The sequence below is a fragment of the Ancylothrix sp. D3o genome, from assembly GCF_025370775.1.
GTDB lineage: Bacteria > Cyanobacteriota > Cyanobacteriia > Cyanobacteriales > Oscillatoriaceae > Ancylothrix.
In genome coordinates, this window is sequence record NZ_JAMXEX010000004.1 from 394,324 (window position 1) to 419,258 (window position 24,935).

The 24,935-nt window shown below is 43.6% G+C and carries 17 protein-coding genes; 9 read left to right on the plus strand and 8 right to left on the minus strand.

From position 1 onward, the window contains the following. Nucleotides 1-97: 97 nt before the first annotated feature. Nucleotides 98-2,383 carry a heavy metal translocating P-type ATPase gene (locus NG798_RS10980; RefSeq protein ID WP_261222561.1) on the plus strand — a complete coding sequence of 762 codons (2,286 nt, stop codon included), beginning with the start codon at nucleotides 98-100 and terminating at the stop codon, nucleotides 2,381-2,383. Between the two features lie 229 nt (nucleotides 2,384-2,612). Here the strand turns inward: NG798_RS10980 and NG798_RS10985 are convergent, their stop codons facing one another. After that, nucleotides 2,613-3,500: a carbohydrate ABC transporter permease gene (locus NG798_RS10985; RefSeq protein ID WP_261222562.1), complete on the minus strand. Its 888-nt coding sequence runs from the start codon at nucleotides 3,498-3,500 to the stop codon at nucleotides 2,613-2,615. A 134-nt stretch (nucleotides 3,501-3,634) separates the two neighbouring features. Here NG798_RS10985 and NG798_RS10990 point away from each other — a divergent pair, with 134 nt between their 5' ends. The 3 genes from NG798_RS10990 to purN all read left to right on the plus strand — a co-directional run bounded on the left by NG798_RS10990 (nucleotide 3,635) and on the right by purN (nucleotide 7,162). Continuing rightward, nucleotides 3,635-3,829 (plus strand): heavy-metal-associated domain-containing protein, encoded by a 195-nt coding sequence (locus NG798_RS10990; RefSeq protein ID WP_261222563.1) that lies wholly within the window; start codon nucleotides 3,635-3,637, stop codon nucleotides 3,827-3,829. A 68-nt stretch (nucleotides 3,830-3,897) separates the two neighbouring features. Further along, entirely contained in the window at nucleotides 3,898-6,165 is a 2,268-nt protein-coding gene (locus NG798_RS10995; protein ID WP_261222564.1) for a heavy metal translocating P-type ATPase, read from the plus strand. Nucleotides 6,166-6,475: 310 nt separating this feature from the next. Further along, the gene (purN, locus tag NG798_RS11000; protein WP_261222565.1) at nucleotides 6,476-7,162 is read left to right on the plus strand and encodes a phosphoribosylglycinamide formyltransferase; all 687 of its coding nucleotides are present in this window, start codon (nucleotides 6,476-6,478) and stop codon (nucleotides 7,160-7,162) included. 24 nt (nucleotides 7,163-7,186) lie between these two features. On the opposite strand, the gene NG798_RS11005 is transcribed toward purN, so the two are convergent. The 4 genes from NG798_RS11005 to NG798_RS11020 all read right to left on the minus strand — a co-directional run bounded on the left by NG798_RS11005 (nucleotide 7,187) and on the right by NG798_RS11020 (nucleotide 9,487). Next, on the minus strand, nucleotides 7,187-7,765 hold the full coding sequence (locus tag NG798_RS11005; RefSeq protein WP_261222629.1) for a CPBP family intramembrane glutamic endopeptidase: 579 nt from the start codon (nucleotides 7,763-7,765) through the stop codon (nucleotides 7,187-7,189). Nucleotides 7,766-7,846: 81 nt separating this feature from the next. Next, nucleotides 7,847-8,899 (minus strand): DUF3326 domain-containing protein, encoded by a 1,053-nt coding sequence (locus NG798_RS11010; RefSeq protein WP_261222566.1) that lies wholly within the window; start codon nucleotides 8,897-8,899, stop codon nucleotides 7,847-7,849. Between the two features lie 54 nt (nucleotides 8,900-8,953). Beyond that, nucleotides 8,954-9,127 carry a hypothetical protein gene (locus NG798_RS11015; protein ID WP_261222567.1) on the minus strand — a complete coding sequence of 58 codons (174 nt, stop codon included), beginning with the start codon at nucleotides 9,125-9,127 and terminating at the stop codon, nucleotides 8,954-8,956. Between the two features lie 36 nt (nucleotides 9,128-9,163). Next, nucleotides 9,164-9,487 carry a 2Fe-2S iron-sulfur cluster-binding protein gene (locus NG798_RS11020; RefSeq protein WP_261222568.1) on the minus strand — a complete coding sequence of 108 codons (324 nt, stop codon included), beginning with the start codon at nucleotides 9,485-9,487 and terminating at the stop codon, nucleotides 9,164-9,166. Between the two features lie 219 nt (nucleotides 9,488-9,706). Between NG798_RS11020 and NG798_RS11025 the strand changes: the two genes are divergently transcribed. Then, on the plus strand, nucleotides 9,707-11,140 hold the full coding sequence (locus NG798_RS11025; RefSeq protein ID WP_261222630.1) for a YdiU family protein: 1,434 nt from the start codon (nucleotides 9,707-9,709) through the stop codon (nucleotides 11,138-11,140). A 210-nt stretch (nucleotides 11,141-11,350) separates the two neighbouring features. Then, complete coding sequence (locus tag NG798_RS11030; RefSeq protein WP_261222569.1) at nucleotides 11,351-11,794, plus strand: tetratricopeptide repeat protein; 444 nt, start codon at nucleotides 11,351-11,353, stop codon at nucleotides 11,792-11,794. 7 nt (nucleotides 11,795-11,801) lie between these two features. Here the strand turns inward: NG798_RS11030 and NG798_RS28000 are convergent, their stop codons facing one another. The 3 genes from NG798_RS28000 to NG798_RS11045 form a co-directional block, all read right to left on the minus strand. Further along, the gene (locus tag NG798_RS28000; RefSeq protein ID WP_261222570.1) at nucleotides 11,802-13,949 is read right to left on the minus strand and encodes a tetratricopeptide repeat protein; all 2,148 of its coding nucleotides are present in this window, start codon (nucleotides 13,947-13,949) and stop codon (nucleotides 11,802-11,804) included. A gap of 76 nt (nucleotides 13,950-14,025) precedes the next feature. Further along, a complete protein-coding gene (locus tag NG798_RS11040; RefSeq protein ID WP_261222571.1) occupies nucleotides 14,026-16,233 on the minus strand; it encodes a serine/threonine-protein kinase in 2,208 nt (735 codons plus the stop codon). Nucleotides 16,234-16,374: 141 nt separating this feature from the next. Further along, nucleotides 16,375-18,531 (minus strand): tetratricopeptide repeat protein, encoded by a 2,157-nt coding sequence (locus tag NG798_RS11045; protein WP_261222573.1) that lies wholly within the window; start codon nucleotides 18,529-18,531, stop codon nucleotides 16,375-16,377. Between the two features lie 180 nt (nucleotides 18,532-18,711). Between NG798_RS11045 and NG798_RS11050 the strand changes: the two genes are divergently transcribed. The 3 genes from NG798_RS11050 to NG798_RS11060 all read left to right on the plus strand — a co-directional run bounded on the left by NG798_RS11050 (nucleotide 18,712) and on the right by NG798_RS11060 (nucleotide 24,760). Beyond that, a complete protein-coding gene (locus NG798_RS11050) occupies nucleotides 18,712-21,327 on the plus strand; it encodes a filamentous hemagglutinin N-terminal domain-containing protein (protein ID WP_261222574.1) in 2,616 nt (871 codons plus the stop codon). Between the two features lie 39 nt (nucleotides 21,328-21,366). Further along, nucleotides 21,367-23,892, plus strand: coding sequence for a CHAT domain-containing protein (locus NG798_RS11055; protein WP_261222575.1), 2,526 nt, complete (start codon nucleotides 21,367-21,369; stop codon nucleotides 23,890-23,892). A gap of 115 nt (nucleotides 23,893-24,007) precedes the next feature. Beyond that, a complete protein-coding gene (locus NG798_RS11060) occupies nucleotides 24,008-24,760 on the plus strand; it encodes a DUF928 domain-containing protein (RefSeq protein WP_261222576.1) in 753 nt (250 codons plus the stop codon). Nucleotides 24,761-24,935: the final 175 nt, after the last annotated feature.

A 24,935-nucleotide genomic window follows, 5' to 3' on the forward strand; every position in this document is an offset into this window, starting at 1 on the left:
GCCTGAAAGGCTAGATTGGGGAAAAGATGGTTAGAACCACACCGGCTTATGGTTGTGGTTGCTTGTTATTTTGAGTTTTTAATGAGTATTCAAAAAAATGCAAAAACTTCATTTGCGAGTTAAAGGGATGGGGTGTGCTGCTTGTGCAATACGGGTAAATCAAGTATTGTCATCGGTTGCTGGTGTTGGGGAAAGTAGTGTGAGTTTTGGGGCGGAACAAGCGACGGTTTTTTATGATCCTGAAAAGACGAATTTAGAGAAAATTCAAGAAGCAATAGATGCGGCGGGTTATAGTGTGGGGCCGGTGGAAGAGTTAACTCAAGAAAGTTTAAACCAGGAAAATTTAGAAAGAAGGGCAGAGGAAGATGAGTTATTAAAACAGGTGGTTATTTCGGGGATTATTAGTGTGGTTTTATTGGCGGCGACGTTGCAATTAACAACGGGTTGGCCGTTGCCGGTGCCGGATTGGTTACATAGTCCTTGGAGTGGGTTTATGTTAGCAACGCCGGTGATAGTTTTTGCCGGCAAGGATTTTTTTGTCCGGGGTTGGAAGGCGTTTAAAAATGGCGCGGCGGATATGAATACGTTAATTGCGCTGGGAACTGGGGCGGCGTATTTGTATTCGGCGGTGGCGACAATTTTTCCTGAGTCTTTTGCCAGAAGAACGGCGGAGGGCCGGTTAATTCCGCTTTCGTGTGGGGATCTTTATTATGATTGTGTGACGATTGTAATAGGGATGATTTTGTTGGGGAGATGGTTGGAAAGTCGGGCGAGGGGTCAAACTTCGGAGGCTATTCATAAGTTGATGAATTTGCAGCCAAAAATGGCGCGGGTAATTCGGGGTTCTGAGGAGATTGATTTGCCGGTTAATGATGTTGTTGTGGGGGATGTGATTTTGGTGCGTCCGGGGGAAAAGGTGCCGGTTGATGGGGTGGTTTTAGATGGAGTTTCTACGGTGGATGAGTCGATGGTGACGGGGGAAAGTGTGGGGGTGAAAAAGCAGCCTGGGGATGAGGTTATTGGGGCAACAATTAATAAGACCGGCAGTTTTAAATTTCGCACGACAAGGGTAGGAAAGGAGACGTTTTTGGCGCAAATTGTGCAAATGGTGCAACAGGCGCAGGGATCTAAGGCACCGATTCAAAATTTGGCAGATCGGGTGACAAGTGTGTTTGTGCCGGTGGTGTTGGGAATTGCGGCTTTAACGTTTGTTATTTGGTTTGCTTCGACGGGGAATTTAAAGGTTACTTTGGCGCGGATGGTGGGGGTTTTAATTATTGCTTGTCCTTGTGCTTTGGGGTTAGCAACTCCGACTTCTGTGATGGTGGGAACCGGCAAGGGTGCGGAAAATGGGATTTTAATTCAAGATGCGGAAAGTTTGGAAATTGCGGGCAAAATTGATACGGTGGTTTTGGATAAAACCGGCACTCTGACGGAGGGCAAACCAACGGTGACAAATTATTTAACTATTGGGGGTACGGCAGATAGTAATGAGATAAAATTGTTGCGGTTGGCGGCGGCGGTGGAAAGGGTTTCTGAACATCCAATTGCTGAGGCGATTGTGATGTATGCAAAGTTGCAAGGGGTGACATTTCCTTTGCCTGATGTTGTTAAGTTTGAAGCGATTTCTGGGGCCGGTGTTGAGGGTTTGGTGGAGGGTAATTTGGTGCGGGTTGGTAGTGGCCGGTGGATGGATGATTTAGGAATTGATTTGAAGGTTTTTAAATCAAATTTTGTTTCTTGGTTTAAACAAGCGGAAGGTAAAACGCTAATTTGGGTGGCGATTGATGGAAAAATTGAGGCTGTTTTTGCGGTAACAGATGCGCTTAAATCTACATCAAAAGCAGCGGTTGAAGCTTTAAGAAAAATGAATTTAGATGTGGTGATGTTGACGGGAGATAACCGCGATACTGCCGAGGAAATTGGGCGACAAGTGGGGATAAATCGGATTTTTGCTGAAGTTCGCCCTGAGCAAAAAACGGATAAAATTAAGGAGTTGCAGGGGGAAAATCGAATTGTGGCAATGGTGGGAGATGGGATTAATGATGCACCGGCCCTTGCACAAGCTGATGTGGGAATTGCTATCGGTACGGGGACGGATATTGCTATTTCTGCTAGTGATATTACGTTGATTTCTGGGGATTTGATGGGGATTGTAACGGCAATTCAACTCAGCCGCGCTACGATGAAGAATATTCGTCAGAATTTGTTTTTTGCTTTTGTTTATAATACTGCTGGGATTCCTATTGCGGCGGGGGTTTTATATCCGTTTACGGGTTGGTTATTGAATCCAATTTATGCGGCGGTGGCGATGGCTTTGAGTTCGGTTTCTGTGGTGACGAATGCGTTAAGGTTGCGGAAGTTTAAGCCGGTGAAAATGTAAAGAAGGCGGCGATTGGAATTGGTATTTATACGAGTAATAAAATCTCCTACGGGGTTTGGGAAAGTTTTATAATTCGTATATACAGTTCAGTTAAGAAAAATCGTAGGTTGGGTTAAGCAAAGCGCAACCCAACAAAGCCCCGGAAAAGTTGGGTTTCGTTCCTCAACCCAACCTACACAGTTTAAGGTTTTTAGCGTTAACTGAACTGTATTGTATTAAAGACTCGTTTTTACTCAGATTCTCCCCAAACTTTTAACTGCAAATAAACCAGAATGAGGGTGAAAAAAAGTAAGATTGTTGCACCGGCGGCGGCGTAGCCAAAATCAAATAATCCAAAGGCTTCTTCGTAAATGTAATAAACGAGTAAGTTGGTGGAATTTAAAGGCCCGCCGTTGGTGATAACATAAACTTGTTCAAAGCTTCGGAGGGTGAAAATTGCAGTGGTTACAGTGGCAAAAATAAGGGTAGGTCGTAATCCTGGGAGGGTGATGTGCCAGAATTGTTGCCAGGGGTTTGCGCCGTCTAATTCTGCGGCTTCGTAACGGTTTTGGGGGATGGTTTGCAGGCCGGCTAAAAAGACAACTAAGTTAAATCCGATTTGTTTCCAAAAGCTGAGTAAAATTAACACCGGCATTGCCCATGTTGTGCTGCTTAACCAGTCAATTGCCGGCAGTTTTAAGGCTGTTAAAAGGGCGTTTACCGGCCCGCTGTTTTGAAACATCCACCGCCACCCTAAACCGACTGCTACAAGAGATGTGATGGAGGGGATAAAATAGGCTGTTCTTAAGAAGTCTCGTAAGGCAAAAGAACGGTTTAAAAGGGTGGCGAGTCCGAGGGGTATGATTAAGCTTGGAATAACTGTAAAAATGGTGAAATAAGCGGTGTTAAATAAGACTTGCCAAAAGTCGGGACTGAAAATAAGTCGTTGATAATTTCGGATTCCAATTAAACGAATGCCGGCGGAAGTAAAACTGCCGGTGGTGAAGCTGAGATAAAAAAGATAGGCGATTGGCCAAATAATAAATACGCCAAGAAATAGGAGTGCCGGTGTTAGGAATATCCAAGCGGCGAGGGTGTCGTTATCTAATAGTTGCCGGTTTGGGGTTTTGTCAGTCATAAGTGGTAGAGGCCGGTGGGCTGATTATCGCTCTACGAAAAAAAATTTACGTTTACCTCTTGACTCTCCAGTTCACTAGAGAGTTCAAAATAGAGGTAAGGAAATAAAACTGTTGAATTTGTGGAGACAAAGCAATGAAAGTAGAGCTAAAAGTCCCCAAACTAGCTTGTGCTGCTTGTACGAATACTATCACAAAAGCGGTGCAGAAAATAGATCCGCTTGCTAGGGTGCAAGCTGATACAAAAAACAAGAAAATTACTGTTGAAACTGAGTTGTCTGAAAGTGCAATTAAAGCTGCAATTTCGGCGGCGGGTTATCCAGCAGTTTAGTTAATTATGAGGGCAGTAATCATCTCACTGCCCCTACTTTTAGACATAAAAAATGAGGAAATAAAATCATGGAAAACTTAACTTTAAAATTACGGGGAATGAGTTGTGCCGGCTGTGCTGTGGCTATTGATGAGGCGATTAAAGCTGTGCCGGGAGTTACAGAATGTGCTGTTAATTTTGGGGCTGAATTGGCGGCTATTAAATATGATAGCAGCCAAACCAATTTAACCGAAATTCAAAAAGCTGTGGAGGATAGCGGCTATAGTTCGTTGCCGGTTGATGAAGAGCAAATTTTACACGGCGAAAATGATGAAGAACAAGCAAAACGTTTAGCTGAATCGCAAGAATTGCTAAAAAAACTTTGGTTTGGTGGGATTATAAGTGTGATTTTGGTGGTGGGTTCATTGCCGGCAATGTTGGGGTTACATTTGCCATTTATTCCGGGGTGGTTACATGATCCGATGTTGCAATTGGTGTTATCGTTGCCGGTGCAGTTTTGGTGCGGAAAAGCTTTTTATGTGAATGCTTGGAAAGCTTTAAAACGTCGAAAAGCCACTATGGATACGTTGGTGGCTTTGGGAACGAGTGCCGCCTATTTTTATTCGGTTTTGGCAACAATTTATCCGCAGTTTTTCACGCAGCAAAACTTAAAACCCGATGTTTATTATGAAACTGCTGTTGTGATTATTACCTTAATTTTGTTGGGTAGATTTTTGGAAAATCGCGCCAAAGGACAAACTTCGGAGGCAATTCGTAAATTAATAGGTTTGCAAGCAAAAACGGCACGTTTAATTAGAAATGGTGAGGAAATTGATGTGCCGGTTCAGGAGGTGCAAATTGGGGATATTATTCTGGTACGTCCTGGGGAAACTATCCCCGTAGATGGCGAGTTAATTGAGGGAAGTTCGAGTGTTGATGAGTCGATGGTGACAGGGGAAAGTGTCGCGGTTAAAAAGCAAGTCGGGGATGAGATAATTGGGGCAACAATTAATAAAACTGGCAGTTTTAAATTCCGCACAACACGGGTAGGAAAAGATACATTTTTGGCGCAAATTGTTAAGTTAGTTCAAGACGCGCAGGGTTCAAAAGCACCGATTCAAAGAGTAGCAGATCAGGTGACTGGGTGGTTTGTGCCGGCAGTTTTGTTAATTGCAGTTGTGACATTTTTTGTCTGGTTTAGTATCCTTGGTAATTTAACTTTTGCGACAATTACAACGGTGGGAGTTTTGATTATTGCTTGTCCTTGTGCTTTGGGTTTAGCTACTCCTACCTCTGTGATGGTTGGCACCGGCAAGGGCGCAGAAAATGGCATTTTAATCAAAAGTGCAGAAAGTTTAGAAATTGCTGGGAAGTTACAAACAATTGTCTTAGATAAAACCGGCACTATCACAGAAGGAAAACCAACTGTTACTGATTTTATTACAGTCGGGGGAACAGCAAATCGTAATGAGTTAAAGCTGTTACGTTTAGCTGCATCTGTTGAAAATAATTCTGAACATCCGCTGGCTGAAGCGGTGGTAAGATATGCCAAATCTCAGGAAGTTTCTTTAAATAATGTAGAGAATTTTGAAGCAATTCCGGGGAGTGGTGTGCAGGGTATTGTTTCTGATCGTTTGGTGCAAATTGGAACTCAGCGATGGATGGAAGAATTAGGCATTGACACGGCGGTTTTACAAGCACGTCCAGCCACATTGGAGGGGGAAGGAAAAACGGTTATTTGGTTGGCTGTAGATGGAGAAATTGAGGGATTAATGGCGATTTCGGATGCAGTTAAATCTTCTTCTGCCGGTGCAGTTAAAGCGTTACAAAAGCTTGGTTTAGAGGTGGTAATGCTGACAGGAGATAACCAAAAAACGGCAGAAGCAATTGCTAGGGAGGTGGGAATTAAGCAGGTATTTGCAGAAGTTCGACCGCATCAAAAAGCGGAAATTATCCAACGCCTTCAAAATCAAATGCACTCAAAAAATCAAAAGTCAATTGTGGCAATGGTGGGAGATGGAATTAATGATGCACCGGCCCTCGCACAAGCTGATGTAGGAATTGCCATCGGCACCGGCACAGATGTCGCAATTGCAGCCAGTGATATTACGTTAATTTCTGGCGATTTACGCGGTCTAATTACGGCTATAGAATTGAGTCGGGCGACGATGAGAAATATTCGTCAAAATTTGTTTTTTGCCTTTGTTTATAACACTTTGGGGATTCCAATTGCAGCGGGAATTTTGTATCCTTTTATGTTGAATCCAATTTTTGCCGGTATGGCAATGGCTTTTAGTTCGGTTTCTGTGGTGACAAATGCTTTGAGGTTACGAAATTTTACGCCTCAAACAAGATAGTTTTGAGAAACTGGGTTTTTTTAAGGAAAAGCTTATATTTGAGGCAAAGACTTAGTAAAAACCCGGTTTTTTTAAAGGGCGTTTTTTTTAACCGCAGATGAACGCCGTAGAGACGTTCCGCTGGAACGTCTTATTTTTTTTACCGGATTTGGTATTAATCATAACTCAAAAATTATGTAACAGTAGCATAGAGTAGGTTTAGTTGTTGCGAGAAATTCAACAGAAGCAGAGCAAGATTTTTTTATATTCGTATAACTTCGCCTACATTTCTGTTAATATCAAATCTGCATCAAAAATCTACAGTTAGATTATGGCTTCCAACCAAGACACTCCCAGCTTTATTTCCCCCGCACTTCCCCCGAACCTAATGGCCGAATTTCCACCGGCTGATCAACCCCTAAAATTAGGAATCATGGCGTCAGGAAGTGGTAGCAATTTTGAAACCATCGCCCAAGCTATTGCTGATGGCAAAATCAATGCAAAAATACAAGTTGTTATCTACAATAACCCTGATGCTAAAGTTGTTCAACGTGCCGAAAAATTCAAAGTACCTGCCGTTTTACTCAATCACCGCAACTTCAAAAACCGCGAAGAATTAGACACAAAAATTGTCGAAACTTTCCAAAGCTATGATGTTGAATGGGTGATTATGGCCGGTTGGATGCGAATTATTACCCAAATTTTACTCGATGCTTTCCCTAACCGCGTTATTAATATTCACCCTTCTTTATTACCCAGCTTCCCCGGTATTCATGGTGTAGAACAAGCCTTAAAAGCTGGGGTAAAAGTAACAGGTTGCACCGTACATTTAGCCTGTTTAGAAGTTGATAGCGGCCCGATTATCATGCAAGCAGCAGTGCCAATTTTACCCAACGACACCCCAGAAACTTTACACGCCAGAATTCAAATTCAAGAGCATATAATTTATCCTCAAGCTATCATTTTAGCCGCAGCAAAAGAGGCCGGTTATGGAGAATTGGGAATCGTGAATGGGTAAATTTAAAAGTTTTAGGGCTGGCAATCACCGGCCCGATTTCCAAATCAAACCAGAAACAAAATTCGTCAAAACATGAGCCACAATTGGCACAAATAAATTGCCGGTGACAAACACACTATAACCTAAGAAAAATCCCACCACCGAAGCCCAAACTACATAGGGCCATTGTTCTTTACCACTGTAATGCAGCACCCCAAAAAACACACTTGAACCAATAATTGCCGGCAAACTTAAGCCAAAATCTGACAAAAATACACCTCGAAACAACAACTCCTCACTCAAACCAGGCAATAAACCCAACCAAATTAAATCCGGCCATTCCAAAGGTTTTAAAACCATCGCTAAATATTGATCTGCACTTTGGCGATACTTCGGCCATAATCGGTAAATAATCGAACTCGCCACTGTAATAATTAACCCCACACCTAAACCCATAAAAAACGCTTTTGGGGTAACATCAACCGGCACCAAAGCCAGCGATCTAAAATGTATCCAAATCTTAGAAACTACAAGCAAAATCACCGCAGTGATTGCCATATAACCCAAAATTTCAAAACGAGTTAGCGGTTCAATTTCTGGTTCTTTGCGGAGGGGTTCAGTCACGGCATTAGGGATGAGTAATTGGGGATTCGAGCAGACTTTAATTGTACACTTTCCCACTCCCTAATTCCCTCTTAAGATCCACTATTTTAAGCAATTCAGCCGCGAAATCACCGGCCTCAACGCACCCGGATTAACCCCCGCACGTTGCGCCACCACCACCCCCAGCGCCTCCCAATACGAACTCACCCGCAACGCCTTGATCCCCAACGCCTCCGCTGGTACACGCATTCGCGTTGTATTTTCCTCGACTGCAATCACCGGCACACCTCGACCGCTCAAACTCAACAACGCAGCCCCTCCACAAGCACTGGCCGGCACCACCACCGCATCCACATCTTTTGCATTCAACCCTTGACAAATATCAGCTTTTGTGGTAATAAACTGGGGAGCGCGACTCAACCCCACCAACACACAAGGCAAAAACGTATAACCCAACTCCTCAGCAGCCGAGCGAGGCGAAATGCCAGGATCAAGCGGTAACGGGGAAAGGGCCGGTGCATGAGCACAAGGCACCGCAAACTGCCGCACAATCAAATGACTAATCACCGCCTCAGCCCCCGCCAGCGGATCAACCCCCTCCCCATAGCGATAACTTTGCAGCGCCTCACTGCCCGAATCATCAGGAAACCGAGCCACCACAGCAATCGCCTGTGCCCCCGCCTTTTTAATCAACACCTCGGCTGCCCGCAGCAAACTATCTGGATTGCCAATCGTCCCCCAAGAAGCCCCCGCCGGCGACGTCCGCAACTCGACATTCAAAGGCGCATCGGTCAAAACATAATCCGTCAAACTCAACCCCAGCGTTGCCCGCGCTGCATCCGCCGCTTGCAGGTGCCGGTGACGTAACTCCTCCTCCATCCCCTGGTCGAGAATTAAACCAATGCGATTTTGATGCACCGCTCTCAACCCCCAGCACCCAGCGGCAAATTTGTCAAGAGCAAAACCCTCAACATAAAGCATATTCTCAGCCGGCCAATAAAGTTGAGCGCCGTTGAGGACGTTTGGGTGAGTAATCAGCCGGTCGCAGCCAGCCGCAAAAGCCCGCGCCACCGATATTGCATCGCCAGCATAACCGCCAACAGCAGCACCAATGCCGGTGGGAACAATCAAAACAACAGTAAAAAAACGCTTCATCTGTATAGGGTGGGCTATGCCCACCGGCCTCTAAATTGCAGGCAGATCATCGCCCTACTGTACTGTTACAACCGCTTCAATGAAAGCTTTTTGCTTTTTCACATCCACATCAGTAACAGCCCAGCGCAAAGGTTCACCGCATTTTTTCAATTCTGCTTCAATAGCTACCAGCATTAGCTCATGCGAATCTTGTAAATCAATTTCCGCCGTAATAAAATGCGTGATCATGGCAATTTTTGGGGTAAATTTTTGAAGAAGTTTGTCTTAAGCCGGCTGACCAAATTGCCGTTCGTACACTTCATCTTCTTTTTCAGTTTCAAGTTTCATATCCGAACGCGGATAAGCCACACACAACAAAACATATCCTTCTGCTTGAAGTTCAGGACTTACACCCATACCCTCCGTCTGATCTACCTTTCCTTGGCCAATAATCTTAGCAGCACAAGTCGTACAAACCCCTGCATTACAAGAACTCGGCACATCTAAACCCGCCGCCATAGCAGCCTTAAGAATAATTTGATTTTCGGCTACTTCAATCGTTTGGCTTTTACCTTGATGGACAATTTCAACCTTGTAAGTCTTCGACATAATTGTAGTGTTTCCTCGTGATTTATCAGGCGCTTAACGTGACTTTAAAACGGCCACCGGCAATTTTAACTGCTTACGCAACCGCCATGTTGAAAAAGACCCGACAGGTAGCGCGGTCAAATTCTCTGGTTTCTATTTTTCCACAATTGGGGACAAAAAGTGCCAACTCACCAAAACAACTGGCAACATGGAAGTAAGCGAAATAAATTTTTACCTTCCATGACTCAAACTCCAACTGCACACAATACAGATTATCCGAATCCGTTCTTAAACCTCAACTACGAGCCGGCAATCGAAACTTTAGGCGGCGACTATTTCGATATAGTCACAGCCGCAGAATTTCCCCAGCATCTTTTGCGCTTTCGCAACGACGAAATTTTACCCATTTTAGGACTTGACCCCCAAGAAGTCACCGACGAGCATTTTATTCAAGCCTTCGGGCAATTTTGGGGTGTACGACCGTTTTTAGCACTACGCTATCATGGCTATCAATTTGGCGAATATAACCCGAATTTAGGCGACGGACGCGGCTTTCTTTACGGCCAAGTGCGCGGGACAGATGGCGAACTTTATGATTTTGGCACAAAAGGCAGTGGTCGCACACCCTATTCTCGTACTGCTGATGGCCGGCTAACTTTAAAAGGTGGAGTCCGAGAAGTGCTCGCAGCGGAAATGTTACATCGAATGAAAGTTAAAACTTCGCGGTGTTTAAGTTTAGTAGAAACCGGCGAGCAATTATGGCGCGGTGATGAACCTTCCCCGACTCGTTCATCTGTAATGATTCGGTTTAGCCGGTCTCATATTCGGTTTGGAACCTTTGAACGCTTACAATTTTTTAAGCGCAAAGACTTAATTCAAAAACTGCTCGATCACGTCATAGAATCTTACTATCCCAACCTTAAAGACTCGCCCGATAAATATGCTGAGTTTTATGCAGAATTAGTGCAGCGAGTAGCGGAACTAACGGCGCAATGGATGGCAGCCGGCTTTTGCCATGCTGTATTGAACACAGATAATATGTCCATAACCGGCGAGAGTTTTGACTATGGCCCCTATGCCTTTATCCCCACTTATGACCCTAATTTCACTGCCGCCTACTTTGATTATTATGGCCGGTATAGCTATGGAAATCAACCAGGAATTTGCCGGCTGAATTTAGAAATGTTGCAACGTCCGCTTTCTGGAGTAATTGAGCAAAAAGATTTGGATAGCGGTTTAGCAAAATTTGAGGAATATTATCACCAAACTTATCGGCAACGAATGCTAAATAAGCTTGGTTTTGAAGAAATTTCTGGGGAATGGGGCGATGATTTGCTAAAGGCAACGATTCAGCTTTTAGCCGAAACGCAAATTAGTTATCCCGATTTTTTTGCGGAGTTAAGCCGGCAGTTTTCCCCTGAGTGGCGAGAGGATATGAATGCCATTTTTACCGAAGCTGAACCGGCAAACTTAATTCAACCTTGGCGAGAAATTTACTACCACAGTTTGCAGCAATTGTCAAGAGATGAACTAAATCAAATTAAGGAGACATTGAGCCGGTATAACCCAACAACAGTAATAATTCGCCCGGAAATTGAAGCAATTTGGAAACCGATTACCGAGGATGATAATTGGCAGCCTTTTTATGATTTGTTGAAGCGAATAAAAGACTAGAACATCAAAACACAAGGTAGAGGAAAAAAACTTTTTGTACCTTGTGTTTGCCTGTTTGTCTTTTGGCTTAAAAAAACCCTTAATATTTCTCCTAAAAGACGTTTCCCTCTATCTAAAGATAGATAAAAGGCTTTAGGAACGCCCAACCCCTGCAAAAAGTTTTATGATTTCATCAGCCCAAACAGCATTATTTACACCCCAGGGAGTATCATGTTGCAAACTGTGTTGGAACAGCCCGAAAGTTACGAAAAAGTTCTTGATGTCTATGAGCGTGCGATCAACCTCAACCCTAACCACGCCAAAGCTTGGAATAACAGAGGGTTTCTCCTGATGCAGCTTGGACGCTATGACGAAGCCGTTGCAGCCTATCACCGATCTTTAGCAATTAATCCCAAATATGCAAAAGCTTGGAATAATTTAGGGTATATTTATCGCAAATTGGGAAATTATCAAAAATCTCTAGCAGCTTATGACCGCTGCCTTGCCATAGATTCAAACTATGATAAAGCCTGGAATAATCGCGGTTTTGTGCTGATGCAGCTTGGTAAATATGCAGAAGCAATGACATCTTATGACCGGGCTTTGATGATTAATCCCAATTACACCGCAGCCAAACATAATTTGGATACTTTATTGCAGGAAGTTGGCTTATAAATTTGAATTAAATTTGCAATTTTTTAATTAAATTTAAGCTCTTGTTATAGCATTGTGTATTGCCTTTATCGATACAACTTTTGGCAGCTTTTTGTAAGTCTTCAATAGCTGAAGTATGTTCATTGATGAGGGCAAAAACTCGGCCTCGTTCGTAATAAAGATCGCCCGCTGTAGGCATTAACTGAAGGGCTTGGGAATAGTCAGCGATGGCTTTTTGGTAGTCGCTGAGTTCGACATAAATTCTGGCGCGGTTTGTCCAAGCGTCAGCATCGTTTCGATTGAGGTTAATTGCTCTCGTAAAATCAGTAATTGCCCCCCGTTTATCGCCGGTTGCTGTTCGCACTAAACCGCGATTAATGTAGGCAATGCTGTCATTTTTATTAAGACTAATAGCGCGGTTACAATCGTTCAAAGCTTTTTGATAGGCAGCTTTTTGATACTCAGCTAAACAGCGTTGTTGATAGGCCGGCCCGTGATTTTGATTAATGGTAATAGCTTGGCTACACTCATCAATAGCAGCCGTAAAATTACCTAAATTCAAATAAGCAATACAGCGATTTGTATGAGTAACAGCATTGTTTAAACTCAAAACAGATGCGGGGGATGTTTCCTCCTTTAAACCCAATTGCAAAGCTTGAGTAAAGTCTTCAATCGCCGTCTTATTTTCGCCCATTGCCGACCGTACTAAGCCCCGATTATTATGAGATTCAGCATCCTTGGGGTTAAGAGATATAGCACGGGTGCAATCTTCAATTCCCCGCTGGTATGCCCCCAAATGTAAATAAACTAAACAGCGATTTTTATAAGCATTTGCATGGGTGGGTAGAAGTGAAATTGCCCGACTGCAATCAGACAAAGCATCTTCTAATTTTGATAAATGTAATTGGGCTAAACAGCGGTTATTATAAGCCTCAGCATCATCACTATTCAGGCGAATCACTTGAGAGTAGTCTTCCGCCGCACCCTGATAATCTCCAAGTTGGAAACGCACAGCCCCACGACTATTATAAGCCCCGGCATCATCGGGTTCTAAACTTATGGCTCGGCTGTAATCTTCCTGGGCTTTTTCTACTTCGCCTCGTTTAGCCCTTTCTATCCCGCGCCGATAATATTCTTCGGCTTTCATTTGAGTTTGATTGTGAAAAAGTAAGCCCAATCCTCCTAAAATTATCGCCCCAATTCCGCCTAAACAAACCCAACGTAAAAGAGTATCCACCGGCCCAAAAGAAAACCATTCTCGCGTCGCCGAAAACTGTATTGGTTGCGGTGGCGTTTGGGGCATATCTATAATCGTTGTCGGTAGTTGAAAACCCTCAGCATCATCACACATTTTGTATAAATCTGTCAGGGCTTCCGCCGCCGAATGGTAGCGAAGATAACAGTCATCGTCAACCATTTTTTGCAAAAATATTGCAAATTGGTGGCTAATTTTTACTTGTTCTTGCCACAGAGATAATTCCGGGTTTTTTTCGGAAGGATTTTTAAGTTTTGGCAACTCTTTTGCGGTAACACCAGTGAGGGATTGAATCCCGATCATCCCCACTGCATAAACATCGCTATTTAATTGTGGATTACCTTGAAATTGTTCCAGAGGCATATACGCAGGAGTGCCGGTGGCAATTGTGCGGGGAATTTGCATTTCTAAGCCATCCTTAGCAATTTCTTTCACCGCCCCAAAATCAATTAAAACTAACTTGCGATCTGGCAATCGGCGGATAATATTTTTAGGCGTAACATCCCGATGAATCACACCGTGACTGTGAACAAAAACCAAAATTTCTAACAATTCTCGCAATAAATTAAGCGTGGCTTTTTCAGCCCAAGGTTTCCCCGCTACCAATTCCCTCACCAAACAGGGGCCCGGAATAAAATCTTCAACAATAAAAAAATCTTGTTTCGCTTCAAAATACGCCAAAAGAGTCGGGATTTGGTCATGTTTTCGTCCCAACTTTTCTAAAATTTGTACCTCTCTCTGGAACCGACGGCGCGCAGCTTGTAAAGACTTGGCACTATTACGAGTTGGACGCAAATGCTTAATCACACATTGAGGATTTCCTGGGCGCCGTGTATCGATTGCTAAATAAGTTTTTGCAAACGATCCTTCCCCCAAAAATTCGAGAATTTGATAGCGCCGGTCTAAAATTTTTCCAATCACAGGGATAACAATAATGAAGTTTTAAAGTATAGCTTTTTGATTTTTCTGGTAAATTGTAGAGAGAAAAACAAAGGTTCTACGGCAGCGTTTTAATTTGGTATTGAGCATCGTTATAGCACCCTGTGTTTCCCTGATCTAAACATAACTTCGAGGCTTTTTGAAAATCGTCTTTTGCACCCTGTTTGTCGCCCATCCCTGCGCGAAGCAAACCTCTAGCATAATAGGCAGTATTATAATCGGGCTTGAGCCGAATTGCCTGGGTATAATCCTCAATTGCATTACGAAAATTATCCAAACCGGCATAAACGCCTGCTCGGTTACTATAAGCAATCGCATCACTAGGATTCACCCGAATTGCCTGCGAAAAATCATCAATCGCACCGGCTTTATCTCCCCCCGCCGCCTTTGCTAACCCCCTGTTACTATAAACTTTAGAATTATTCGGATTAAGAGAAATTGACTGCGTGCAATCTTCTATGGCTTTTTGATATTGCTGTAAATTGTAATAAGCAATACAGCGATTTTCATAAGCCACCATATCCTTTTGATTTAGTTCTAAAGCTTTCGTGCAATCCTCTGTCGCTTTTTGATATTCACTTAAATTCACATAAGCGCCGCAACGATTACTATAAGCTTCTCCGTAGTCAGGCTTAATTTTAATCGCCTCGCTATAATCGGACATTGCCCCTTGATAATCTGCCAAAAAAAACCTCGCTCTCCCCCGGCTATAATAAGCATCCGCACTCTGGGGATTCAGCCGTATTGCCTGCGTATAATCTGCAATAGCTCCTTGTTTATCTCCCGCCGCCGAATATGCTAAACCCCGGTTAATATAGGAAATTTCATTGTTTGAATTCCTGCGGATTGCTTCGGTATAATCTTCGATAGCCTTGCGATAATCTTTAAGCTCAAAATAAGCTCTCCCCCGCTTATAATAAGCATCCCCATCATTAGAATTAAGCCGAATTATTTGATTATAATCTTCAATAGCGGCTGGGTAATCTTTGAGTTCAAAATAAGCTAAACCTCTGTTATAATAAACATCATTCAGATTTCTATCCAGGCGAACCGCCTTTGTATAGTCTTCAATAGCCGCCTCAAAATTTCCCTGATCATAATTAACATTACCCCGTTTATAATATGCTTCAGCATCGTTAGGATTTAGCTGAAGGGCACGGCTTAAATCTTCCACTGCCCCTTGATGATCTCCCCGGATTTGTTTTTCACTGCCTTGAGTTTTTAAAACTGTGGCTTTTTGCGCGTCGCCGCCCAGCAAAGCCCAAATTACTGCTCCTACCAACAAGGCAGCTAAACCAAAAATAACCGGTTTTTTGGCAAAGGATTTTTTAACCTTATCAGGACTTTTTAAAGTTGTTTGTTCTCCTCCAAATCCGCTGTAAGTAAATTGGGTGTAATTGCCATAATTAAACAGGCTAGTAGTGTTAGGTTGATTGTAAATAACATTGAGAGCCGCTAACACTTCATCCGCCGTTTGATAACGTTCTTCGCAATCATAAAAGATCATTTTGTCAACAATATCGGCCAATTGTTCACTCACTTGAGCGCGATGCCGCCAGAGGAATTCACCGCCATTATTGGCTGATTCTTGCAGTTTCGCTAAATCTTCTGTTGATAGGCCGGTCAGCCCTTGGACAGCAATCATCCCCAAAGCATAAATATCACTGTTAGAAACCAAATTATTTTGCAATTGTTCCAAGGGTTTATAAGGCTGACTAATTACATCAGAATAAGACATCCGTTTTTGTTTACTGGAGGGAAGTTGAGACGTAATTTCTTTAATTGAACCGAAATTAATTAAAACTAATTTTTTATCAGAAGCGCGGCGAATAATATTATTGGGCTGAATATTGCCGTGAATAGTTCCAGAAGAGTGAACAAATTCGAGAATTTCTAAAACTTCTCGCACTGCACCCACCACTTTTTCTTCTGTTAAAGGTACACCGGCCTCTAATTCACCGCTCAAAGCCTGACCATTAATAAATTCCTCAACTAAATAAAATTCGCGGTTTTCTTCAAAAAAAGCCAGCAGTTGAGGGATGCGGTCATGCCGGCCCAATTTTTCTAAAGTCTCTGCCTTTTTTTTAAATAATAATTGAATGATTTGGTAGGTGCGCGGCGTATTGCTGGGGGGTCGCAGTTGTTTAGCCACACACTCAGGATAACCGGGCCGGTGTGTGTCTGCGGCCAGATAAGTCTGTCCAAATGCACTAGATCCGAGAACCTTAATAACACGGTAACGCCGATCTAACAGTTGACCAATCATTGAACACCCCGTCAGTATTTCAGATTTTAGATTTTAAATTAAGCGTTTTAACCTCTCCTCCCCAACCCCCTAACCCTGCGAGAGAAGGGAAAGTTTCTAGCGCCCAACTTGCAGACAAACGCCGCAGCCAGGCGCGATTTTTCAGGATGATTTAAGTTTACTGATTTGCTGTTGCACATCTCTGTAAGCATCAGGCCGGCCTTGTTCAAGATACAAACTAGCCGCCTTTTGCAAATCTTCCAGCGCACCGGCCTTATCACCCAATTTGGCACGGGCCATCCCCCGCTCAGCATAAGCCACCGCAAACTCAGGATTCAGGCGAATTCCTTGCGAATAATCTGCAATAGCACTCGTATAATCTTGGCCGTTATAATGCACAGCCGCTCGATTTCCGTAAGCCACCGCATCACTGGGATTAATGCGAATTGCCTGCGTATAATCTTCAATTGCCCCAAGACGGTCTCTAAAAAGCGACCGAGCTAAACCGCGATTGCTAAAAGCTTTAGCATTATTAGCATTTAACCGGATCGCCTGTGTGCAATCCTCAATCGCTTTGCGATGCTCCCCCAAATTCAAATAAGCCACACAGCGATTTTCATAGCCTACCGCATCATCTCTATTTAACTCGATAGCCCGCGTACAATCTGCTACCGCTCTTCGCCGGTCTGCCAAATTCAAATAAGCCCCACACCGGCTACTATAAGCTTGATAATGCTTGGGATTTAACTCAATCGCCTTACTATAATCTGAGCTTGCCCCCTGATAATCTGCCAAAAAATAACGCGCCCTACCCCGACTATAATAAGCATCTGCATCCTCTGGCTGTCGCTGAATGCTTTGCGTATAATCGGCAATGGCTCCCTGTTTATCCCCGGCTGCGGAACGAGCTAAACCCCTTCCCAAATAAGCTTTACCATCATTGGGAGCCAATCGGATCGCCTCAGTGTAATCTCGGATCGCAGTTGGATAATCTTGCAGTTGAGAATAAGCCGTTGCTCGCTTATAGTGGGCCTGCGGATCATTGGGAGTCAGCTTAATAACTTGATCGAGATCCTCAATCACACCCCGCCAGTCGCTTTGCTGCGATTTTGCTTCGGCGCGGTTATAGTACGCATCTGCATAATTTGGGTTTTGCTTGATTGCTTGCGTGTAATCTGCAATGGCTTGTTCAAGTTCTCCCAAATCATAGTGAGCATTGGCACGTTTGTAATATAGTTCTGCATCCTTAGAATTAAAACGTAGAGCTTGCGTATAATCTGCAATAGCGCCTCGATAATCGCCCTCTTGAGACCGATCTGCACCGCGTTTATAAAAGTCTTGTGATTTGCTTAGATCCGGCTTAACCCACAACCACACAAGCCCTACCCCCACTAAAACCGCCGCCAAACCAGCCAAAATATAAGGCCGGCGCTGTTTCAAGAGGCTGGGGAGTTCGTATTGAGTCCGCATCGAGTACGCCTCGCCCTGGGGTTTAGCATGAGGTAGTTGGCTTAATTCTGCCAAAACTCGCGCCGCCGATTGATAGCGTCCCCCATAGTTGTGATGAATCATTTTGTCGAGGATGTCTGCCAGTTGGGTGCTGACTACGGTTCGCTGTCTCCAGAGGATTTTACCGTTGTGGGGATCTTGCAGTTTGGGTAATTCTCCGGCTGGCAGGCCGGTGAGTGCTTGTATTGCCACCATCCCCAGAGAATATAAATCGCTGCTATACTGTGGGTTTCCTTGAAATTGCTCCACCGGCATATAGGCAGGGGTGCCGGCGGCTATGGTCCAAGGTGCAGCGCTGTTGCTGATTTGCGAAGTAATTTCTTTAACTGAGCCAAAATCAATTAAAACTAATTTATTATCCGAAGCCCGACGAATTAAATTTGCCGGTTTGATATCCCGGTGGATGACACGGTTGGCGTGGACAAACACCAAAATATCCAGAACCTCGGTTAATAACTTGACAACCTCTGATTCTGGCAACGGTTGACCCGGAATAATTTCTTGGGTTAAAGGATGGCCGGCAGTATATTCTTTGACCAAATAAAATTTGTTATTTTCGGCAAAAAATGCCAAAAGTTGGGGAATTTTGTCATGGCGGCCTAATTTTTCGAGAGTTTCGGCTTCGCGTTTAAACAGCCGGCTGGCTGCTTCCAAAGAAACAGAGGCGTTATTTGTGGGGCAAAGTTGCTTGACCACACAATGAGGCTCGCCCGGACGGCGTAGGTCTTCAGCTAAATACGTTTGCCCAAACGCCCCAGAGCCTAAGATTTCAACTATCCGGTAACGCCCATCCAGCACTTTACCTATCACTGCTATCCCTCAATGTGTCCTACTCGGATTGTCTTTCTTTCTGTATTTTAGAAACTGTGGGAACAGATAAAAATGGTCTCAATAATTCTTGACAAAGCCTTGTGTTTATGATATGGAATTCAATACATCAGGGGAGAGATCGAGGCTGTATCCATTTCTATAAACTACAAATTATCAAGCATGAAAAACTCTTTAAAATTAGCTCTCTCTCTAGGAATTTTATTTGCTTGGCATAAACCGGCACCGGCACAAATTGTCCCCGATGCAACTTTGCCGGTTAATAGTATTGTTACCCCCACCGGCAACACTTTTTTGATAGAAGGCGGATCTTCAGTCGGTAGTAATCTTTTTCACAGTTTTCGAGAATTTTCTCTGGGAACTGGGGATCGTGCCATTTTTAATAATTCCCTAACGATTCAAAATATCCTAACCCGCATCACCGGCACCAACATTTCTAACATTGATGGCTTGATTGCAGCCAATGGCAAGGCCAATTTATTTTTAATTAATCCGAACGGGATTATTTTTGGCCCCAACGCTAAATTAAATATTGGCGGTTCGTTTTTTGCCAGCACAGCCGATAGTATTGCTTTATCAGATGGCAGTTTTTTTAGTGCCAAAAACCCCAACGCGCCGCCGCTTTTAACTATCAATGTGCCGGTGGGTTTACAAATGGGAGAAAACCCCGGAAAAATTCAAGTTTTGGGAGAAGGACATCAATTAAGTTTTGACTCAAATACCTTAGCAACCGTGAGAACTTCTAGGCCGGCAGGCTTGCAAGTTTTACCAGGAAAAACATTAGGTTTATTGGGGGGAGATATTGAGTTAATTGGCGGAAATATTACAGCCGAAGGAGGCATAATAGAACTCGGAAGCGTTAGCAATAATTTGGTGACATTGACGCCAATTCCAGAAGGTTTTGCCTTTGGCTATGAAAACGTCCAAAACTTTCAAAATATTCGCTTAAGTCAAGCTGCCTCAGCTTCCACAAGTGGCAATGGGGGTGGAGATATTCAAATGCAAGCTCGGCGATTAGAAATTTTAGAAGGCTCGACAATTTTAGCCGATACCCTAGGAACAGCCAACGGCGGAACATTAAGCGTAAAAACCACAGAAGCAGTGGAAATTATTGGAAGTCCTGATAATTTTTCGAGTAGTATTTTTGCCTCGGTTGATCCGGGCGCAACTGGCGGGGGGGGTTCTTTAAGCATTGAAACACCGAATTTATTATTAGGAAATGGGGCGATTGTTGGAGCAGATACGTTTGGCCAAGGAAATGCCGGTGCTTTAACAGTGCGAGCCAGAAACGTAGAATTAAGTGCCGCCACCGTCATGGAAACAGCGGCTTATGGGGGTTCCACCGGCAACGCGGGAAATTTAACCATTGAAACAGGCCGTTTAGTTGTCAGCAACGGAGCGCAAATTTTAACCTTTACCCGCGACAGAGGAAATGCCGGTGACTTAACAGTAAAAGCCCAAGAAGTTGAAGTTAGAGGCGTGTCATCTAACGGTAGATTTAGCAGCGTTTTAGCTGCTTCTGCGGAATTGGGATCAACCGGCAAAGGCGGTCAATTAACCATCGAAACTTCATCCTTAAAAATTGCTGAGGGTGCAAAAGTGGGGGTAGATACTGCCGGTTCAAATCCTGCCGGTCAAGTCCGCATAAAAGCAGAGAACCTAGAAATTTATGGCACAGCATTTAATGGCAGCCCAAGTATTTTATCGGCAGATACATTTAGCACGGGAAACGGCGGAGAATTAAACATAGAGGCTAAAACTTTAATTGTCAGAGATGGCGCGCAAATTGCCACAGGAACCTTTGATAAAGGCACTGGGGGAAATTTAATAATTAACGCTTCTAATATTGAATTAAGCGGCGCAACTCCAACGGCAGAAAACTTGAGCCGCGATTTTTTTAAAGATCAGTCTGGGCAGTTATTGCCAAGTGGGTTATTTGCTAGTTCTTTTGGCAGCGGCAATGCCGGCACTCTCTCTGTGACAGCGGGAAGTTTAAGAATAACAGATCGAGCGCAAATTTCTGTGAGTTCTCAACAAGGGGGAGAAGCCGGCAACCTTAATATTATTGCCCGCAGTTTGTTTCAAGACAAAGGCACATTAAGTGCTGCAACAGTGCAAGGCAAACAAGGGAATATTACCCTGAATATAGGAGCCTTACAATTGCGAAATGGCAGTGCAATTACCACTAATGCTTCTGGTGAGTCAACTGGGGGAAATATTTCCTTGTCGGCTGAGACTTTAACGGCTTTAGAAAATAGCGATATTAGCGCCAATTCCCAAGAAGCAAGAGGCGGACAAGTTACGATTAATGTGCAAGGAATTTTTGGCACAGAGTACCGGCTATTTCCGACGCCAAAAAGTGATATTACCGCCAGTGGAGGCAGTCCCGAACTGAGTGGAAATGTGCAAATTAATACGCCTAATGCTAACCCGGCTGCGGGTTTGGGGACATTGCCTTCACAATTGAGCGATTTAAGCAATCAAATTGTACAAGGTTGTGCGGCGTCTCAGGGCAACCGATTTGTTGTCACCGGCAGAGGGGGGTTGCCGGATGATCCTTCTCAACCTTTAACGAGTCAAATGATTTGGCAGGATATGCGTCCTTTGGAAACAACAGAAACAGTGGGGGATGTGGTAGAAAAAGAGCCGGTTAGGGGTGGTGTTTTTGAGGCAAATAGTTGGCGTCTCAATTCACGGGGTCAGGTAGAATTGATTGTTAGTAATGCGGGGTTTCAAAAAGAGGGTTTCTGGTATAAATGGCCGCGTTGTCGGGTTTAGGGTTGGGGATGTTGGTTTTTTAATTAAGAGGTAGGGATTTTGAAGGGGATAAAGGGAGTATTTAAGTATCTATTTTTGGTTGTTTTGGGGCTTTTCTTGGTGATTGGGGGGCCGGTCTTTGGAGAAAATAAGCCAGGGGATTTTTTGGAAGCGGGGAGGGTTTTTTATCAGGAAGGCCGGTTTTTTGATGCGGTGAAAGTTTGGCAGCAAGGTGAGGAGGTTTATGAGAAAGAGGGGAATTTTGTTAAGCAGGTTTTGGCGTTGAGTTATGTGGCTAATGGTTATGAGGCTTTGGGGAATTTGGGGCCGGCTTTTGGGGCGATTGAGCAAGGTTTAAAGGTGATTTTAAATTTAGAAGAAAGTCAGGAAAAAAGCCAAGTTTATGCCAAAATTTTAATGAGCCAAGGCAGTGTACAGCTTGCTAGAGGAGAAGCAGAAGCGGCTTTGAATTCTTGGCAGTTGGCTGAAAAAGTTTATGCTTCTTTAGATGATAAGGTTGGGGTTTTGGGAAGCCAGGTAAATCAAGCTCAAGCTTTGCAAAGTTTGGGGTTTTACCGGCAAGCAAAGAATCTTTTAGAAAATGTTTATGAAGCTCAGAAATTGCAGCCAGATTCTTTGTTAAAGGCAAGCAGTGTACAAAGTTTGGGTGTGGCTTTACAAAAAGTTGGAGATTTGCAGAAATCCCAAGAAGTTTTAGAGGAAAGTTTGGCGGTTTTGTTGCGATTAAATGCTGGCAATGAGCAAGGTGCGGTGTTATTGAGTTTGGGCAATACGGCGCGGGGTTTAAAGGATTATTCAAGGGCTTTGGATTATTACCATAAAACAGCGGAAATAGCAAGGGATAATTTGTTAAAAATTGAAGCTAAAGTTAATGAATTAAGTTTGTTGGTGGAGTTGGAAAAGTGGGGAGAAGCGAAAATTTTAGTTGAAGAAATTAAACCGGAAATTGGCTCTTTGCCGGTGCGCCGGTCGGCGGTTTATGCGATGGTGAATTTTGCCCAAAGTTTGATAAAAATTCCCGATGCGGAAAAAAATTTACCCGAAGTGGCGAAAATTTTGGCAAATGCTGTTCAGCAGGCAAAAAGTAAACAAGACCGGCGGGCAGAATCTTATGCTCTTTTTCAGCTAGGTTCTTTGTATGAAAATACTCAGCAATTAAAGGAAGCGCGAAGTTTAACTCTGCAAGCAATTGCTCTGGCGGAAGCCATTAGCGCCGAAGATATTCTCGCTCGATCTCAAGCGAATCTTGGCAAAATATTGAAAGAACAAGGGGAAATTGCAGCGGCGACTAATGCTTACAAAGAAGCAGTGGAAACTTTGCAAACTTTGCGGCGAAATTTGGTGGCAATTAATCAGGATGTGCAGTTTTCTTTTCAAGAAAGTGTGGAGCCGGTTTATCGGGAATTGGTGAGTTTGTTGTTAGATCCTGCGGCGGTGCCCGATCAACAAGTCAGCCAAGAAAATCTCAAGCAAGCACGCCTGGTGATCGAAGCTTTACAATTGGCAGAATTGGATAATTTTTTCCGCGAGGCGTGTTTGGATGTGAAACCGCAGCAAGTTGAGAAGATAGATCCAAAAGCAGCGGTGATTTATCCGATTATTTTAGCCGAAAAATTAACGGTGATTTTCTCTTTGCCGGCTAGACCTCTGCAATATTATTCTACCGACTTGGCAAAACCGGAAGTTGAGAAAGTTGTAGATGATTATTATCAGTCTTTTAATATTCTGTTTCCGACAGCAAAGCGGTTAGAACTAGCACAAAAAGTTTATCACTGGTTGGTAGAACCGGCAGAAGAAGAATTAGCCGCCAGCGATATACAAACTTTGGTTTTTGTACCCGATGGGGTGTTGCGAAATGTACCAATGGCCGCGCTTTATGATGGCCAAAAGTATTTGATAGAAAAATATAGTCTAGCGATTACTCCAGGGTTACAACTTTTGCCGCCGCAAATTTTGGATAAATCTAATTTAAAAACTTTGACGGGGGGTTTGACCGAGGCGCGTCAAGGATTTGGGGCCTTACCGGCAGTAAAATTAGAAGTGGAGAATATTTCTTCTGAAGTACCGGCAACGGTTTTTCTTAATCAGGAGTTTACGGAGAAACGATTACAAGAAAGGCTGCTTTCTTCTGGTTATTCTGTGGTTCATTTTGCAACTCATGGGCAGTTTAGTTCTAATCCCGAAGAAACCTTTATTTTGACTTGGGATGAAAAAATTAAAGTCAGAGAATTTGAAAATTTATTGCGCTCAAGAAGCCGCGAAGAAAATCCAATAGAATTACTGGTTTTGAGTGCTTGTCAAACGGCTGCCGGCGACCGACGGGCTGCATTAGGTTTAGCAGGGGTTGCAATGCGTTCAGGGGCTCGCAGTACAATGGGAACGCTTTGGTCTGTGCAAGATTTATCAACGGCAAAGTTGATGAGTGAGTTTTACGAGCAACTAACCTTAACAGGTGTGTCGAAAGCTTCGGCGCTACGCCATGCACAGCTATCACTTTTGAAACAAGACCGCTTTAGCCATCCGTTTTATTGGGCTGCTTTTATTTTGGTGGGAAATTGGCTTTGAATTCGCGGCTGTTGTGACAAGGTAAAATTCTTGCCTTTAAAATCTAAAATCCCCAATATCAAATCTAAAATAGTATCAGGACGCTTGCCCAAATAAGTTTTTAGAGAAAAACACCATGAAACGTTCTCCGGTCGCTTTTATGTTATCTTTGAGCCTGTCTTTGGGACTTGCGATGGTTCCGCTCTCAAAAACCCAGGCACAGTCAAGCTCGACAACCAATGTTCAAATGCCCCTCCCCGTCAACAGCATTACGTTTGAACCCCCTGGGGAAGGCAAACCTGCGGATACAGCAGGAGGAGCATCACGCGGTATAGGGTGCGTTTCCAGACAAATGCCGGCAACTTGTGTGACAGCTTTAATGCCGGCAACTCAAAGCGGTTTAACTTTGGCAGAACGTCCGACATTTTTTGTTTATATCCCCGAAAGTTCTGGCAAACAAGTGTTTTTCTCTTTAACTAACTCTGAGGGCAATTACCAATATCAAACTAAATTTCCTCTCACCCAAACCGGCGGAATTATTAGTTTTAAACTACCCGATGATGCCCAGGCTTTGAAAGTAGGAGAAAGTTATCAGTGGGCGTTTATTATTACCGGCCCTCAAGGACTCCAGCCCGATAGTCCGGGGGTGAAAGGAGAAATTAAACGCATTTCAGCATCACCGGAATTGAACAATCAACTACAAAATGCCAAAACCCTGATAGAACAGGCAGCAGTTTATGGAAAAGCAGGCATTTGGTTTGATATGATGGTAAGCCTTGCCGAACAAAAACGCTTAGAACCTTCTGATCCAACCTTGACAAATGCTTGGGATAAGCTACTTACCAGTGAAGGGGTAGATGCAACTATTGCCAGCAAACCTTTATTGTAAAAATCTTTTTTGCTGTGGAACGAACAGTATTATTAGTGTTGTTTTAAGCTCCCCCTAAAGGGGGATTAATTAAGGTTTAAGCAGCAAAGTTTGGCAGCAAAAAAACACAATTAAGGAATGACAGATAAATTCGGCTTGGCAAAGACAAATCCAATTTATCAAGCTGGCTGTTAAA

Excerpts from the sequence above, each read along its gene's own strand:
- NG798_RS11030 (WP_261222569.1), top strand. The coding sequence starts at position 11,351 with ATGTTGCAAACTGTGTTGGAACAGCCCGAAAGTTACGAAAAAGTTCTT.
- NG798_RS11010 (WP_261222566.1), bottom strand. The coding sequence starts at position 8,899 with ATGAAGCGTTTTTTTACTGTTGTTTTGATTGTTCCCACCGGCATTGGT.
- NG798_RS11060 (WP_261222576.1), top strand. The coding sequence starts at position 24,008 with ATGAAACGTTCTCCGGTCGCTTTTATGTTATCTTTGAGCCTGTCTTTG.
- NG798_RS11040 (WP_261222571.1), bottom strand. The coding sequence starts at position 16,233 with ATGATTGGTCAACTGTTAGATCGGCGTTACCGTGTTATTAAGGTTCTC.
- NG798_RS10980 (WP_261222561.1), top strand. The coding sequence starts at position 98 with ATGCAAAAACTTCATTTGCGAGTTAAAGGGATGGGGTGTGCTGCTTGT.
- NG798_RS10995 (WP_261222564.1), top strand. The coding sequence starts at position 3,898 with ATGGAAAACTTAACTTTAAAATTACGGGGAATGAGTTGTGCCGGCTGT.
- NG798_RS11015 (WP_261222567.1), bottom strand. The coding sequence starts at position 9,127 with ATGATCACGCATTTTATTACGGCGGAAATTGATTTACAAGATTCGCAT.
- NG798_RS11020 (WP_261222568.1), bottom strand. The coding sequence starts at position 9,487 with ATGTCGAAGACTTACAAGGTTGAAATTGTCCATCAAGGTAAAAGCCAA.
- NG798_RS11050 (WP_261222574.1), top strand. The coding sequence starts at position 18,712 with ATGAAAAACTCTTTAAAATTAGCTCTCTCTCTAGGAATTTTATTTGCT.
- purN (WP_261222565.1), top strand. The coding sequence starts at position 6,476 with ATGGCTTCCAACCAAGACACTCCCAGCTTTATTTCCCCCGCACTTCCC.
- NG798_RS11025 (WP_261222630.1), top strand. The coding sequence starts at position 9,707 with ATGACTCAAACTCCAACTGCACACAATACAGATTATCCGAATCCGTTC.
- NG798_RS10990 (WP_261222563.1), top strand. The coding sequence starts at position 3,635 with ATGAAAGTAGAGCTAAAAGTCCCCAAACTAGCTTGTGCTGCTTGTACG.
- NG798_RS10985 (WP_261222562.1), bottom strand. The coding sequence starts at position 3,500 with ATGACTGACAAAACCCCAAACCGGCAACTATTAGATAACGACACCCTC.